We start from the raw sequence: 12767 nt of genomic DNA, 5'->3' as shown, positions 1-12767 counted from the left end.
CCGTGATAGGCTGGCGCTTCTGTTGAACCGACTCTTGTTGAACCGACATGGCGCCGAGGAGAAGGGCATGGCACGCGAGCCACTGGTGATCGAACCCCGTAACGGGCAGGCGGCGGATGCCGCACTGATTCTACTGCACGGCCTGGGGGCCGACGGCAGCGACTTCGAACCGCTGGTGCCGGCGCTCGGCCTGCCGCGGGAGCTGGCCCTGCGGGTGGTGCTGCCGCACGCGCCGAGCCGTCCGGTGACCGTCAACGGCGGCATGCGCATGCCGGCCTGGTACGACATCCTCGAGATGGATCTGTCACGCAAGGTCGACGTTGAGCAGCTCAAGGCCTCGGCGCAGACCGTGCATGCGCTGATCGACGCCCAGCGCGATGCGGGGATCGACAGCCGGCGTATCATCGTTGCCGGTTTCTCGCAGGGCGGGGCGGTGGCCTACGAGGCGGCGCTGACCTATGCGCAGCCGCTGGCGGGGCTGCTGGCGATGTCCACCTACTTCGCCACCGGCGACACGCTCGGTGTCGCCGACGCCAACCAGACCCTCGAGGTCGAGGTGCATCACGGCACCTTCGACCCGATCGTGCCCGAGGCGCTGGGGCGCGCCGGTTACGACCGCGTCCGCGAACTGGGACTGCCGGCGCACTATCGCACCTACCCCATGGCCCACGCCCTGTGCCCCGAGCAGATCACCGACATCGGTGACTGGCTGACGCGGCGGCTGGCCGCCGAGTAAGAGGTCGCCTACTCCGCCTCGCCCCGGAGCCGCTCGAGATCCGCCTTCGACGGTAGCGCCGCGTAGGCGCCGGGGCGCGTCACGGCGTGCGCGCCGCAGCGACAGGCCACGTCCACGGCCCGCTCGAGGCGTGCGGTGTCGTCGCACCACTCGGCGAAGGTCTCGGCCGTAACCTCGGCCTCGGCCAGCTGGGCGAGCAGCCCGCCGATGAAGGCGTCGCCGCCGGCAGTGGTGTCGACGGCCCTGACCGCCGGCGGGGCGATCGCGAGGCGCTGGTTGAGTCGATGAACCGCCACGTCCGCGCCGCCGTCGGTGATCACGATCAGCTTCACGCCGGCGGCGAAGCGCTGGTTGAGCCAGGCCTCCACCGAATGGCCGCCGCGCAGTGCCTCGACTTCCTCGGCAGAGAGCTTGAGCAGGTCGGCGCGATCGAGCAGGGCGGTGACGCGGCCGATGTCGATTTGCCCTTCGGGCCACAGGTTGTGGCGCAGGTTGGCGTCGACGCTGACCAGGCTGCCCGAGCGCCGGGCGATGTCGGCCAGCGCCAGAGTGGTCTCGGCGATCGCTTCCTCGGTGAGGCTGTTGCTGCACAGATGGACGATCGCCGGCTCGGCGAACACCCCAGTCGGCAGATGCTCGAGGCGATAGAGCAGGTCCGCGGCGGGCGGCCGGTAGAAGTCGAAGGTCCGCTCGCCGTCGGCGTCGCGGGAGACGAAGGCCAGCGCGGTGCGGGCCTCCCTGGTCGTCACCACGCCCGAGGTGTCGACGCCGTGGCTGGCCATCTCGGCGGTCAGGAAGCGGCCGAAGCGGTCGTCGCCGACCATGCCCAGGAAGCGGCTGGGTACCCCGAGTCGCGTGCAGGCCACGGCGACGTTGGCCGGGGCGCCGCCGGCGTAGGGAGTGAAGGTCTCCGGGCCGTCGGTGACATCGTCGCCGAGGCGGCTGGAGAGCATATCGACGAGCGCCTCGCCGAAGGCGATGACGGGGATCATGAGCGCTTGCTCCGGCTGGTGGATTTGGCCTTGGCCTTGTCAGGCGCCTCGTTCGGCCCCGCATCCCGGCCCTGATGGGCGGGGAAATGCTGACGCACCAGGGCCAGCAGGCCCTGGGTCGAGGCGTCGAAGTCCTGAACCCGCTCGTCGATGCGCTCGCTGATCTCGCCGGCGATGCGCTTGCCGAGCTGCACCCCCCACTGGTCGAAGGAATTGATGTTCCAGATTACCCCCTGGACGAACACCTTGTGCTCGTAGAGTGCAATCAGCGCGCCGAGGTTGCGCGGGGTCAGCTCATCGAGCAGCAGAGAGCTTGACGGGCGGTTGCCCGGGCAGCTGTAGGGGTCGAGCTGGCTGCCCTGCTGGCTGCCCTCCATGAAGGCGTTGGCCTGGGCGAGCATGTTGGTGAGCAGGGCGAAGTGATGCTCCTCCATGCCGTCGTCGGGCTTGAGCGAGGCGATGAAGTCGATCGGCACGTAGCGAGTGCCCTGGTGGAGGAGCTGGAAGAAGGCGTGCTGGCCGTTGGAGCCGGTCTGGCCCCAGACGATCGGTCCGGTCTTGTAGTCGACCGGGTGGCCGAAGATGTCCACCGACTTGCCGTTGGACTCCATGTCGAGCTGCTGGAGGAACGCCGGCAGCTGATGCAGGGCCTGATCGTAGGGCACGATGGCCTGGGTTTCGGCGCCGTGGAAGTTGATGTACCAGATGCCGATCAGCGCCATCAGCACCGGCATGTTGCGAGCGTTGGGGGCCTCGATGAAATGGCGGTCCATCTCGTAGGCGCCCTCGAGCAGCTCCATGAAGCCCTCGAAGCCGATCGACAGGGCGATGGGCAGGCCGATCGACGACCACATCGAATAGCGCCCGCCGACCCAGGCCCAGAACTCGAAGACGTTCTCCTCGCGGATGCCGAATTCCATCGCCGCCTTGCGGTTGGTGGAGGCGGCGACGAAGTGGGCGCCCACGTCGGCGTCCTCGCCGGCATTGTCGAGGAACCAGCGGCGCGCGGTCTTGGCGTTGAGTAGCGTCTCCTGGGTGGAAAAGGTCTTGGTGGAGACGATGAACAGCGTGGTCGCCGGGTCGAGCCGGCGCAGCACCTTCTGGATGTGCGCGCCGTCGACGTTGGAGACGAAGTGGAAGTTGAGGTCCTGGTTGCGGTACTTGAGCAGGGCCCGGCAGGCCATGTTGGGCCCCAGGTCCGAGCCGCCGATGCCGATGTTGACCACATCCTTGATCGTCTGGCCGTTGTAGCCCTTCCAGCTGCCGTCGCGCACCGCCTCGGAGAAGGCGCGGATCTGCTCGCGGGTACGCTTGATCTCGGGCATCACGTCGTGGCCGTCGACCATCACCGGGTCGTCGCCCAAGTTGCGCAACGCGGTGTGCAGCACCGGGCGGTCCTCGGTGACGTTGATGATGTCGCCGGAGAACATCTGTGCCCGGCGCTGGACCAGCGCCGAGTGATCGGCCAGCTCGAGCAGCTTGGCGAGGACGGCGTCGGAGATGTGGTGCTTGGAGTAGTCGAGGAACAATCCGCCGACACGCAGACTCATCTTGTCGAAGCGCGCCGGGTCGGCGGCAAAGTAGTCGCGAATGCGGTCGTTGGCGGTGTCCCGGTGAAGCGCCTGGAGGGCGCGCCAGGTCACGCTGCGGGTCAGTTGGAACATAAGGGCGTGTCCTCTTCTCTTGTTGTGTCGGGGATCACGGCGAGCGGCCCGGGGCAATGGTGCAGGCGCCGGCGTCGGGGCGACGCCGCGATTGAGTGAATCGTGTCACCTGATCTTCGCAGAGCCTGCGGGGCTTGTCACGGGGGCGGCCGAGGGCCGCCCGCCGTCAGGCCACGCGATGCCCCCGGGACTCCTCGAGCAGCGCAAACCAGGTCGCCCGGTCGAGTGCCACCTCGCCGTCGCGCAGCAGCTCGCGGATGCGCGATTCACGCAGGGTGCCGATGACCGGCACCGGACGGCCGGGAATGCACCGCAGCCAGGCCAGGGCGATGCCGCCCCGGGAGGCGCCGAGTTCCCGGGCGAGGCGGTCCAGTGAGCCGCCCAGTATATCCTCGAACACCGTGCCGCCGCCCAGCGGCGACCAGGCCATGGGGCGTTGGCCGTCGTTCAGCACGGCATCGTAGAGGCCGTCGAACAGCGGCTCGGCGTGCGCCAGCGACAGTTCCAGCTGGTGAGCGGTCAACGGATGGCGCATGTGGCGCTGCAGGCGTCGCCACTGCTCGGGCAGGAAGTTGGAGACACCGATGGCGCCGACCTTGCCGCTGTCGACGAGGCCGTCCAGCGCCTCGGCCGTGGCCTCGGCGTCCATCAGCGGGTCGGGGCGGTGGATCAGGAAGTGATCCAGCCGCTCGACACCCAGCCGCGTCAGCGAGGCATCGACGGCCGTCGTCACGTAGTCGGGCGAGGTGTCGTAATGCTTGACGCCGTGGGGCGAGGTATCCAGTTCGGGCAGCACGATGTCGGCCTTGGTCACCACCCGTACCCGGGCGGCGAGTGCGGGGCGCGTGCTCAGGGCCTCGCCGAAGCGGCGCTCGCCCTCACGGCCGCCGTAGATATCGGCGTGGTCGAACCAGTGCAGACCCTCGTCGAGACGCGCCTCGATCCAGTCGGCCAGGCGTGCGGGCGTGTCCAGGGTGTGTGCCTCGTGCAGGCGCATCATGCCCAGCAGGAAGGGAACGTCGAACTCCGGGGCATCACTCATGAAGGGCGGTCCTCGTCACGGCTGAGGGTCGTGCCCAGCACGTGCTGGGCGCCGGGCACCAGCCATACCGGGTCGATCCGGGTGCAGGCGGTCTCGACACACAGGAAGTGCCGGCCGGCCTCGGCCGGGGTGTCGTCGGGCAGGGCGGTGTCCGGATGCCAGACCACCGTGGAGTCGCTGCCCTGCTTGGCGATGCGCAGCCGCCGCCGGCCGTCGTCGAGCACCGGGGGCTGGTTGGAGGCATAGATGCGGTCGAGGGCGCCGCGCACGCCCAGCTCGCCCTGCTGGACCCGCTCGGCGAAGCCGTCGAGCTTGTCGAGATAGCGCGCCCCGGCCAACCCCTCGACGCGGCAGGCGTGAACGTCGGCGACGCTGAAGTAGGTGTGCAGGGCTCCGGTGAGCTTCACCGGGGTCTCGCCGGTGTGCTCGGTCACCAGCTCCACGTGCAGACGACGGGCGTTGGCCTGGATGACCGCCCGCGGCACGAGCTGGCCGTGCAGGCGCTCGGTCGGCGACAGGTGAAGCTCGACGCCTTCCTCATGCTCGTCGACGGCCTCCAGCCGCCACTCGGCCTTGCGCGCCGGGCCGTGCAGCGGGCCGTTGCGCTCCGGAGACTCGTCGGCGAAGCGCTCGTCGGCGAACCACGGCCAGCACAGCGGAATGCCGCCACGGATGGCGCCGGGCAACGGCTGGGGCGTGGGCGTGACCCACAGCCAGCCGTCATCGGTCGTGGGCGCCGGGCGAGCGCCTGCGGCTGGCCCGGTTTCGGGGGCCGGTAAATAGTGAAGCACCTGGGCGCCCTGCAGACTGACGATCAGCTCGCCCCAGGCTTCGTTGGCCAGCCAGATGTCGCGTCCGGCCCAGACGGCGTGGCGCTGGCCCCGCGTCGCTTCGAGCTGTTCGCGCAGAGAAGCGGGAATCATTCGACCTCCTCGTTGTGCAATGCCTCGCAGGCGCCCAGCAGCCCCGTCCAGGGCGCCGTGACCACCCACACCGGAATGTTGGCATTGTAAGCGCTCATGCGGCCCTTGTCGGCGAAGGCGCGGCGAAAGTCGCTGTCCGCCACGTAGTCGAGCAGGCGCGGCACGATGCCGCCGCACAGGTAGACCCCGCCGAGAGCGCCCAGCGTCAGGGCGGCGTCGCCGCACACATCGCCGAGAATCTTCAGGAAACGGCGCACCGTGCGTCCGGCCAGCTCGTCGCCCCGGCCGGCGGCCTCGGTGACGGCCGCCGGCGAGGGCAGGGCGGCCTCGCGGCCGGCCAGCAGGGCGTGGGCGTGGTAGAGATCCAGCAGCCCCTGGCCGCACAGCACGCGCTCCACCGAGACGCGCCCGTAACGGGCGCGGAAGTAGTCGAGCAGGGCCTGCTCCTCGTCGTCAGTGGGCGCGAAGGTGACGTGGCCGCCCTCGGTGGGCAGGGGGATCCAGCCGTGGCGTCCGGGAAACAGTCCGGCCACGCCCAGTCCGGTGCCCGGGCCGATCACCAGGCAGGCCCGGTGGGGCTCGCTGCGGCCCTCGCCGATGGCCACCCGCTCCTCGTCGGCGACGTGGGGCACGCCCAGCGCCTGGGCGGTGAAGTCGTTGATCACCTTGAACAGCTCGAGGCCGAGCGCCGCCTTGACCTGACGCTTGGAGAAGCGCCAGGCGTTGTTGGTCATGCGCACCTCGTCGTCATGCACCGGGCAGGCGAAGGCCAGGCAGGCTTCTCGCGGGGCACTCTCGCCCGTGGCCTCGGCCTGCGCCAGATAGGCGCGGATCGCCGCCTCCAGCGTCGGGTAGTCCGCGCAGGCCAGGGTGCGGATCGCGTAGGGCGTGAAGGTGTCCGGCGTCACCAGCGCGAAGCGGGCGTTGGTGCCGCCGATATCGCCGATCAGTGCCGGGCGCGTCATGCCTGCGAGCCCTCGTCGACGTCGCGGGCCTCGAAGCCGCCGAAGGTCGCCGCGCCGTCCTCGGCACCACCGACCAGGCTGCGGAAGCCGGCGAACAGCTCACGACCCATGCCGTAGCGATACTCCTCGATGTCGGTGGTGGCCAGTTCGCGGGCCTGCCACTCGGTCTCGTCGACCAGGGCGCGCAGCTCGCCGTTCTCGGGGTCGAGGCGGATCACGTCGCCGTCGCGCAGACGAGCCAGCGGGCCGCCGTCGTAGGCTTCCGGGGTGACGTGGATCGCCGCGGGCACCTTGCCCGATGCCCCCGACATGCGCCCGTCGGTGACCAGCGCGACCCGATAGCCGCGGTCCTGGAGCACACCCAGGAAGGGCGTGAGCTGGTGCAGCTCGGGCATGCCGTTGGCGCGCGGGCCCTGGAAGCGCACTACCACGACCACGTCGCGGTCGAGCTCGCCGGCCTCGAAGGCCGCCTTCAGCTGGCGCTGGTCGCTGAAGATGCGTGCCGGCGCCTCGACGCGGCGCAGCTCGGGCTTGACCGCGGAGATCTTGATCACGCCGCGCCCCAGGTTGCCGTCGAGCACGGCAAGCCCGCCGGTGGGCGAGAACGGCTCGGCGACCGGCCGTAGCACGTCGAGGTCGTGGCTTTCGGTGGGGCCTTCGCGCCACACCAGCTTGCCGTCCTCGAGGAATGGCTCCTTGGTGTAGTCGGACAGGTCGCCGCCGAACACGCAGGGCACATCGCGGTGCAGCAGGCCGGCGTCGAGCAGCTCGCGGATCAGGAAGCTCATGCCACCGGCGGCCTGGAAATGGTTCACGTCGGCCTGACCATTGGGATAGATGCGGGTCAGACTGGGGGTGACCGCGGAGAGTTCGGCGAAGTCGTCCCAGGTCAGGGTCAGCCCGGCAGCGCCGGCCATGGCGACCAGGTGCAGGGTGTGGTTGGTGGAGCCGCCCGAGGCCAGCAGGCCGACCATGGCGTTGACGATCGCCTTCTCGTCGATCTGCTGCCAGAACGGCCGGTAGTTACCGCCCGGCTCGCTGTTGCGCACCGACTGCTCGGCGGCGTAGCGGGTCAGCGCCTCGCGCAGCGGCGTGCCGGGGTTGACGAAGGAGGCGCCCGGCAGGTGCAGGCCCATCATCTCCATCATCAGCTGGTTGGAGTTGGCGGTGCCGTAGAAGGTGCAGGTGCCCGGGCTGTGGTAGGACGCCGACTCGGCCTCGAGCAACTCGTCGCGCCCCGCCTTGCCTTCCGCGTAGCGCTGGCGGACGCGGGCCTTTTCCTTGTTCGGCAAACCGCTGGTCATGGGGCCGCCGGGCACGAAGATCGCCGGCAGGTGGCCGAAGCGCGCCGCGCCGATGAACAGCCCCGGCACGATCTTGTCGCAGATGCCCAGGTAGAGTGCCGCGTCGAACATGTTGTGCGACAGCGCCACGGCGGTGGCCATGGCGATCACGTCGCGGGAGAACAGTGACAGCTCCATGCCCGGCTGCCCCTGGGTCACGCCGTCGCACATGGCCGGCACGCCGCCGGCGAACTGGGCCGTGGAGCCCATCTGCCGCGCCGCATCCTTGATCATGTCGGGGAAGGGGGCCAGCGGCTGGTGCGCCGAGAGCATGTCGTTATATGACGAAACGATCCCCAGGTTGGCACTGTTCATCAGCTTGAGCTGATTCTTGTCCTGAGGGCCGCAGGCGGCGAAGCCGTGGGCCAGGTTTCCGCAGGAGAGCTCGCCGCGGTGCACGCCGTGGTGATGCTGTGCCTGCATGTGGCGCTCGTAGTCGGCGCGCCGCTGCGCGGAGCGCTCGCGGATGCGCCGGGTCACGCGGGAGACGGTGTCGTGAACAGCCATGGCAACCTCTTGTCGGCGGTCTTGGGTGAGGATGTGTGTAAACTTACCAAAAAAATTACTTGAACGTCGTCATCCTTTGGGCCAAATTGTGGGCAAAGCGTAGGATTATTTCATCGTGGTTGCCTCCCGGCCGTCACCCGCGGATCGGACGGCGGCCATGTACCGGGTTCACGCCAGTCGCATCGAAGGAGGCCACCATGACACTGCGTGTCGCCATCAACGGTTTCGGACGCATCGGTCGCAACGTGCTGCGAGCGCTCTACGAAAACGGCTATCGGGATCGTGTGCAGGTGGTCGCCATCAACGACCTCGGCGATCCGGCGCTCAATGCGCATCTGCTCAAGCATGACAGCGTTCACGGGCGCTTTGCGCCGGAGGTCGGGCACGACGAGGAATCGCTGACCGTCGGCGACGACCGGATTCGCATCCTCGCCCAGCGCGATCCGGCGCAACTGCCGTGGAGCTCGCTCGACATCGACCTGGTCATGGAGTGCACCGGGTTGTTCGTCAAGAAGGCCGATGCCGGCAAGCATCTCGAAGCCGGTGCCCGGCGCGTGCTGATCTCGGCACCCAGCCCGGATGCCGATGCTACCATCGTCTATGGCGTCAATGATGACGTGCTGAGCGCCGATCATCGTGTCGTTTCCAATGCGTCCTGCACCACCAACTGCCTGGCGCCAGTGGCCAAGGCGCTCAACGACAGCGTGGGCATCGACAACGGCCTGATGACCACCGTGCACGCCTACACCAACGACCAGAATCTGTCCGACGTCTATCACAAGGATCCGTATCGGGCGCGCAGCGCCACGCAGTCGATGATTCCCACCAAGACCGGCGCGGCCGCCGCGGTGGGTCTGGTGCTGCCGGAGCTCGACGGCAAGCTCGACGGCCTGGCGGTGCGGGTGCCGGTGATCAACGTCTCGCTGGTCGACCTGACCTTCACGGCCGGGCGCGAGACCACCAAGGAGGAGATCAACGCCATCGTCGAGAAGGCCGCCGCCGACTCGCCGGTGCTGGCGGTCAATGCCCAGCCGCTGGTGTCGATCGACTTCAACCACGACGCCCACTCTTCCACCTTCGACGCCAACCACACCCGCGTCAACGGCCGCCTGGTCAAGATCATGGCCTGGTACGACAACGAGTGGGGCTTCTCCAACCGCATGCTGGATACGGCGCTGGCCATGCAGGCCGCTGCAGCCTGACGACGTATCCCACCCGGTGTGGCGGCGTGGCGGTCGCACGGTTTCGCGCACTCACGGCTCCGCACGAACGGTTTGCCGTCGCGCCGCCGCCCTGATTCGAAGAACTGAGCTAGCGAGTGCTTGGGGTGCCCTGGAGGCACCCTTTTTTCGTTTCCCCACCGCGCCCGGGTTCCTTGTCCTGCGTCATGGTCGGCCGGATTGCCGACGCGTTCCGTCGCCCGGCCTGCTAGGCTGGACTTGCATTGCGCCCCGACTGCAGGATTAGCTGATACACTGGGACGACAACTCCATTCATTCATCGGGCCGCGGCGGCGTCACGCGCAGAATCGTGATGCCGCCGGCCCTGACGACTGTGCGAACCGCCATCATGCGTGACTGTGTTGCTCAGGCTCATCTCTTGATCGGTGCGACCCTGCGAGATCCCGAACGACAGCGCGAGGGGCGCGTGGTCGGCGTGGATCAGACCCGCGAGGCACCGGCATTGTGGATTCTCTGGGTCGAAGGCGCGGGAGCCGAGCGGGTGGTCATGAGCCATCGCGAACTGGCTGCACTGGCCGCCGGGTGCACGGGGGCCGGGACGCCGGTCGCCGGGACGCCGGCCGCGCCCCTGAAAGGCGGCCGGGCGCGCAGCTTAGGCAGTGGCGTCAGTCCCGACAACGAGAAAAAGACCGCGAAGCCGTCGATCGGGCCCGAAGAGGCCGCAGGCGGCGTGCCCCGGCGCCGTGCATCCGGAGATCGCGGCGGCGACTGATACCGTCTTCAAGGGCGTGTATCGAGGCGGCGGGCCAGGGAACGGAAGGGCAAGGGGGGCACGATGAGCATGCCGGCGACGTCATTGCAGTTTCTGCCGCGCTTCATGGATGCCATGTTGTGTGCATCTCCCGCCGTGGTCTACGCAACGAGCGTGGACTGGTGGCAGGGGGAGGTTCATTACCTGGGCATGAATGTCGCGACGCTGTGCGGCATCGAGCGTGACGCGCTGCGCGAGCAGCCCGGGCGATGGCTGGAATGCCTCGATTCCCAATGCCGCCGGCGGCTGCTGACACGCCTGGCCGAGGCCCGCCGCAACGGCGATTCCCGGCTGACCCTGCACTATGCCCTGACGCATCTCGACGGTTCCCGCCATCACCTGCAGGATGATCTCGTCCTGCATCGCGACACGGACGGCCGGGTCGTGGAGCTGGTGGGGTCGCTGGTCGATGTCACCGAGCGCCAGGCGCTGCTCGAGCGTTTCGAGAAGCTCAGCGAGCAGCTCCCCGGCACCCTCTACCAGTGTCGGCTGACCCCCGACGGCCGGCTCGACTTTCCCTTCGTCAGCGCCGGTATCCGGCGCCTGTTCGGGCTGCCGCCGGAAGCCGTCCTGCAGGAGGCGACGGCGGCGCTGGAGCGGGTACATCCGGAAGACGTCGAGGGGCTGTGGCGCAGCATCAACCGCAGCGCGCGGCGCCTGAGCGTCTGGCGCCACGAGTTTCGCTATCGTCACCCCGATGGCTATCAGCTCTGGGTCCAGGGGCAGGCCACGCCCGAGCGCCAGGCGGATGGCAGCACCCTCTGGCACGGCTTCTGCGAGGATGTCACGCTGCGCAAGCAGGCGCAGCTGGCGCTGGCCGAGAACGAGCGCCGCTATCGCTTCATCGTCGAGAACGTCAGCGACCTGATCCTGCTGATCGATGCCGACGGGCTCTGCCGCTACGCCTCGCCCTCGGTCGAGCGCCTGCTGGGCTATGCGCCCCGGGCGATCCAGCAGCGCCCGCTGATCGAGCTGCTGCCGCCCGACGATGCGCCGCGCACCCAGCGGTATATCCACGAGACCTCGCGGCTGGGCAGCAATCTGCGCATCGAATTGCGTGCCCGGCATGCCAGGGGCCACTACATCTGGCTGGAGACGGCCTGCTCCCCCTACATCAGCCCCCTCAACGGGCGCTATGAATGGATACTCGCGGTGGCCCGCGACATCACCGACCGCAAGCGCCACGAGCGCAAGCTCCATGAGCTCTCGACCACCGACAGCCTGACCGGGGCGCTCAATCGCGGTGCCTTCCTGGGCTGCTTGAACTCGGCTCTCGAGCAGGCCGACGTCCTGGCGACCCGGCTGTCGCTGGTGATCTTCGACATCGACCATTTCAAGACCATCAACGATACCTGGGGGCACGCCGCCGGCGACCTGGTGCTGAGCAGCCTGGGCGACATCTGCCGCAGTACCTTGCGGGCCGAGGACATCTTCGGCCGTATCGGCGGCGAGGAGTTTGCCCTGTTGCTGTCGGCGCAGTCGCTGCAGGAGGCGGTGGTACTGGCCGAGCGGCTGCGGCGCAAGTTCGAGAATGTCATGGTCGAATTCCATAACGAATGGCTCAATTTCACGGTCAGCTTCGGCGTCGCCGAGCGGCGTGACCACGAGACGGCCGAGGCACTCATGCACCGGGCCGACATGGGGCTCTATGCCGCCAAGCGTCATGGCCGCAACCGGGTCCACCAGGCCCTCGCCGAACCGGCCCCGGGGCGATAGCCGAACATGCCGAACAAGCAAGTCGAACAAGGAGAAACCATGCGCATGCTGCTCAAGTTCGTGACCCTGCTGCCGGTACTGCTGGCCGTGCTGGCGGCCCCGGCCCTGGCGGAGACCGAGGCCCCGGCCGTGAAGATCGACCAGGGGCCGCGCGTGGTGGGCGAACCCTTCACCTACCAGACCGGCGGGCAGACCTACCAAGGCTATCTGGCGCGCAACGTCGCCGACGACGAACCGCGCCCCGCCGTGCTGGTCGTCCATGAATGGTGGGGGCTCAACGACTATGCTCGCGCCCGTGCCGACCAACTGGCGGCGCTGGGGTTCGTCGCCCTGGCCGTGGACATGTACGGCGACGGCCGCTCGACCACCCATCCCGACGAGGCAGGCAAGTTCGCCGGCCAGGTCATGCAGGACTGGCCGTCGGCCCGGGCGCGGCTCGAAGCCGCCATGGCCAAGCTGCGTGAGAAGCCGTTCGTGCGTGGCGATCGCATGGCGGCGCTCGGCTACTGCTTCGGCGGCGGCATCGTCATGAACATGGCGCTGGCCGGGATGCCGATCAAGGCGGCGATCAGCTTCCATGGCAGCCCCGCCCAGGCGGTCAGCAAGCCGCAGCCGTTCGATGGCGTGGTGCAGATCCACAACGGCGCCGAGGACCCGCTGGTCAAGCGCGAGGCGCTGACCGACATGGCGCAGGCGCTGAAGGCCCAGGGGGCCACGGTCAAGGTCATCAACTATCCGCACGCCAGGCACAGCTTCACCAATCCGGACGCCGATGCGGTCGCCGAACGCACCGGCCTGCCGCTCGGCTACGATGCGGCCGCCGACGCGGCGTCCTGGCAGGCGGCGCTGCTGACCCTGGACAAGACCCTCAACGGCAAGTGACGTCG

At 68.7% G+C, this 12767-nt stretch carries 11 protein-coding genes; 5 read left to right on the top strand and 6 right to left on the bottom strand.

Annotated features, from left to right (window positions below):
• The first annotated feature begins 67 nt into the window (after window positions 1–67).
• Entirely contained in the window at window positions 68–736 is a 669-nt protein-coding gene (locus ACTCB7_RS14835; protein ID WP_463007289.1) for an alpha/beta hydrolase, read from the top strand.
• A gap of 8 nt (window positions 737–744) precedes the next feature.
• Here ACTCB7_RS14835 and ACTCB7_RS14830 read toward each other — a convergent pair whose 3' ends face one another.
• The 6 genes from ACTCB7_RS14830 to edd all read right to left on the bottom strand — a co-directional run bounded on the left by ACTCB7_RS14830 (window position 745) and on the right by edd (window position 8172).
• Complete coding sequence (locus ACTCB7_RS14830; protein ID WP_463007288.1) at window positions 745–1728, bottom strand: carbohydrate kinase family protein; 984 nt, start codon at window positions 1726–1728, stop codon at window positions 745–747.
• Window positions 1725–3392 carry a glucose-6-phosphate isomerase gene (gene pgi / locus ACTCB7_RS14825; RefSeq protein ID WP_463007287.1) on the bottom strand — a complete coding sequence of 556 codons (1668 nt, stop codon included), beginning with the start codon at window positions 3390–3392 and terminating at the stop codon, window positions 1725–1727. The genes ACTCB7_RS14830 and pgi overlap by 4 nt, the downstream gene beginning before the upstream one ends.
• 166 nt (window positions 3393–3558) lie before the next feature.
• The gene (locus tag ACTCB7_RS14820) at window positions 3559–4434 is read right to left on the bottom strand and encodes an aldo/keto reductase (protein ID WP_463007286.1); all 876 of its coding nucleotides are present in this window, start codon (window positions 4432–4434) and stop codon (window positions 3559–3561) included.
• Entirely contained in the window at window positions 4431–5357 is a 927-nt protein-coding gene (locus tag ACTCB7_RS14815) for a D-hexose-6-phosphate mutarotase (RefSeq protein ID WP_463007285.1), read from the bottom strand. The genes ACTCB7_RS14820 and ACTCB7_RS14815 overlap by 4 nt, the downstream gene beginning before the upstream one ends.
• A complete protein-coding gene (gene glk / locus ACTCB7_RS14810; protein ID WP_463007284.1) occupies window positions 5354–6322 on the bottom strand; it encodes a glucokinase in 969 nt (322 codons plus the stop codon). The genes ACTCB7_RS14815 and glk overlap by 4 nt, the downstream gene beginning before the upstream one ends.
• On the bottom strand, window positions 6319–8172 hold the full coding sequence (gene edd, locus ACTCB7_RS14805; protein WP_463007283.1) for a phosphogluconate dehydratase: 1854 nt from the start codon (window positions 8170–8172) through the stop codon (window positions 6319–6321). Before edd ends, glk begins: the two co-directional genes overlap by 4 nt.
• 197 nt (window positions 8173–8369) lie before the next feature.
• Between edd and gap the strand changes: the two genes are divergently transcribed.
• The 4 genes from gap to ACTCB7_RS14785 all read left to right on the top strand — a co-directional run bounded on the left by gap (window position 8370) and on the right by ACTCB7_RS14785 (window position 12762).
• Window positions 8370–9374, top strand: a complete 1005-nt coding sequence (gene gap / locus ACTCB7_RS14800; RefSeq protein WP_463007282.1) for a type I glyceraldehyde-3-phosphate dehydrogenase — start codon at window positions 8370–8372, stop codon at window positions 9372–9374.
• Between the two features lie 397 nt (window positions 9375–9771).
• On the top strand, window positions 9772–10125 hold the full coding sequence (locus ACTCB7_RS14795) for a hypothetical protein (RefSeq protein WP_463007281.1): 354 nt from the start codon (window positions 9772–9774) through the stop codon (window positions 10123–10125).
• A 63-nt stretch (window positions 10126–10188) separates the two neighbouring features.
• Window positions 10189–11880 carry a sensor domain-containing diguanylate cyclase gene (locus ACTCB7_RS14790; protein ID WP_463007280.1) on the top strand — a complete coding sequence of 564 codons (1692 nt, stop codon included), beginning with the start codon at window positions 10189–10191 and terminating at the stop codon, window positions 11878–11880.
• A 39-nt stretch (window positions 11881–11919) separates the two neighbouring features.
• Window positions 11920–12762: a dienelactone hydrolase family protein gene (locus ACTCB7_RS14785; protein WP_463007279.1), complete on the top strand. Its 843-nt coding sequence runs from the start codon at window positions 11920–11922 to the stop codon at window positions 12760–12762.
• The last annotated feature ends 5 nt before the right edge of the window (window positions 12763–12767 follow it).

The sequence above is a fragment of the Modicisalibacter sp. genome, assembly GCF_055145905.1.
Note: the sequence above shows the minus strand (reverse complement) of the source record. Positions and strands in the feature narration are given on the sequence as shown.

What these genes read in the sequence shown, in the direction of transcription:
- edd (WP_463007283.1), bottom strand. Translation starts at nt 8,172, where the DNA reads ATGGCTGTTCACGACACCGTCTCCCGCGTGACCCGGCGCATCCGCGAG.
- ACTCB7_RS14785 (WP_463007279.1), top strand. Translation starts at nt 11,920, where the DNA reads ATGCGCATGCTGCTCAAGTTCGTGACCCTGCTGCCGGTACTGCTGGCC.
- ACTCB7_RS14820 (WP_463007286.1), bottom strand. Translation starts at nt 4,434, where the DNA reads ATGAGTGATGCCCCGGAGTTCGACGTTCCCTTCCTGCTGGGCATGATG.
- ACTCB7_RS14830 (WP_463007288.1), bottom strand. Translation starts at nt 1,728, where the DNA reads ATGATCCCCGTCATCGCCTTCGGCGAGGCGCTCGTCGATATGCTCTCC.
- gap (WP_463007282.1), top strand. Translation starts at nt 8,370, where the DNA reads ATGACACTGCGTGTCGCCATCAACGGTTTCGGACGCATCGGTCGCAAC.
- ACTCB7_RS14815 (WP_463007285.1), bottom strand. Translation starts at nt 5,357, where the DNA reads ATGATTCCCGCTTCTCTGCGCGAACAGCTCGAAGCGACGCGGGGCCAG.
- glk (WP_463007284.1), bottom strand. Translation starts at nt 6,322, where the DNA reads ATGACGCGCCCGGCACTGATCGGCGATATCGGCGGCACCAACGCCCGC.
- pgi (WP_463007287.1), bottom strand. Translation starts at nt 3,392, where the DNA reads ATGTTCCAACTGACCCGCAGCGTGACCTGGCGCGCCCTCCAGGCGCTT.
- ACTCB7_RS14790 (WP_463007280.1), top strand. Translation starts at nt 10,189, where the DNA reads ATGAGCATGCCGGCGACGTCATTGCAGTTTCTGCCGCGCTTCATGGAT.
- ACTCB7_RS14835 (WP_463007289.1), top strand. Translation starts at nt 68, where the DNA reads ATGGCACGCGAGCCACTGGTGATCGAACCCCGTAACGGGCAGGCGGCG.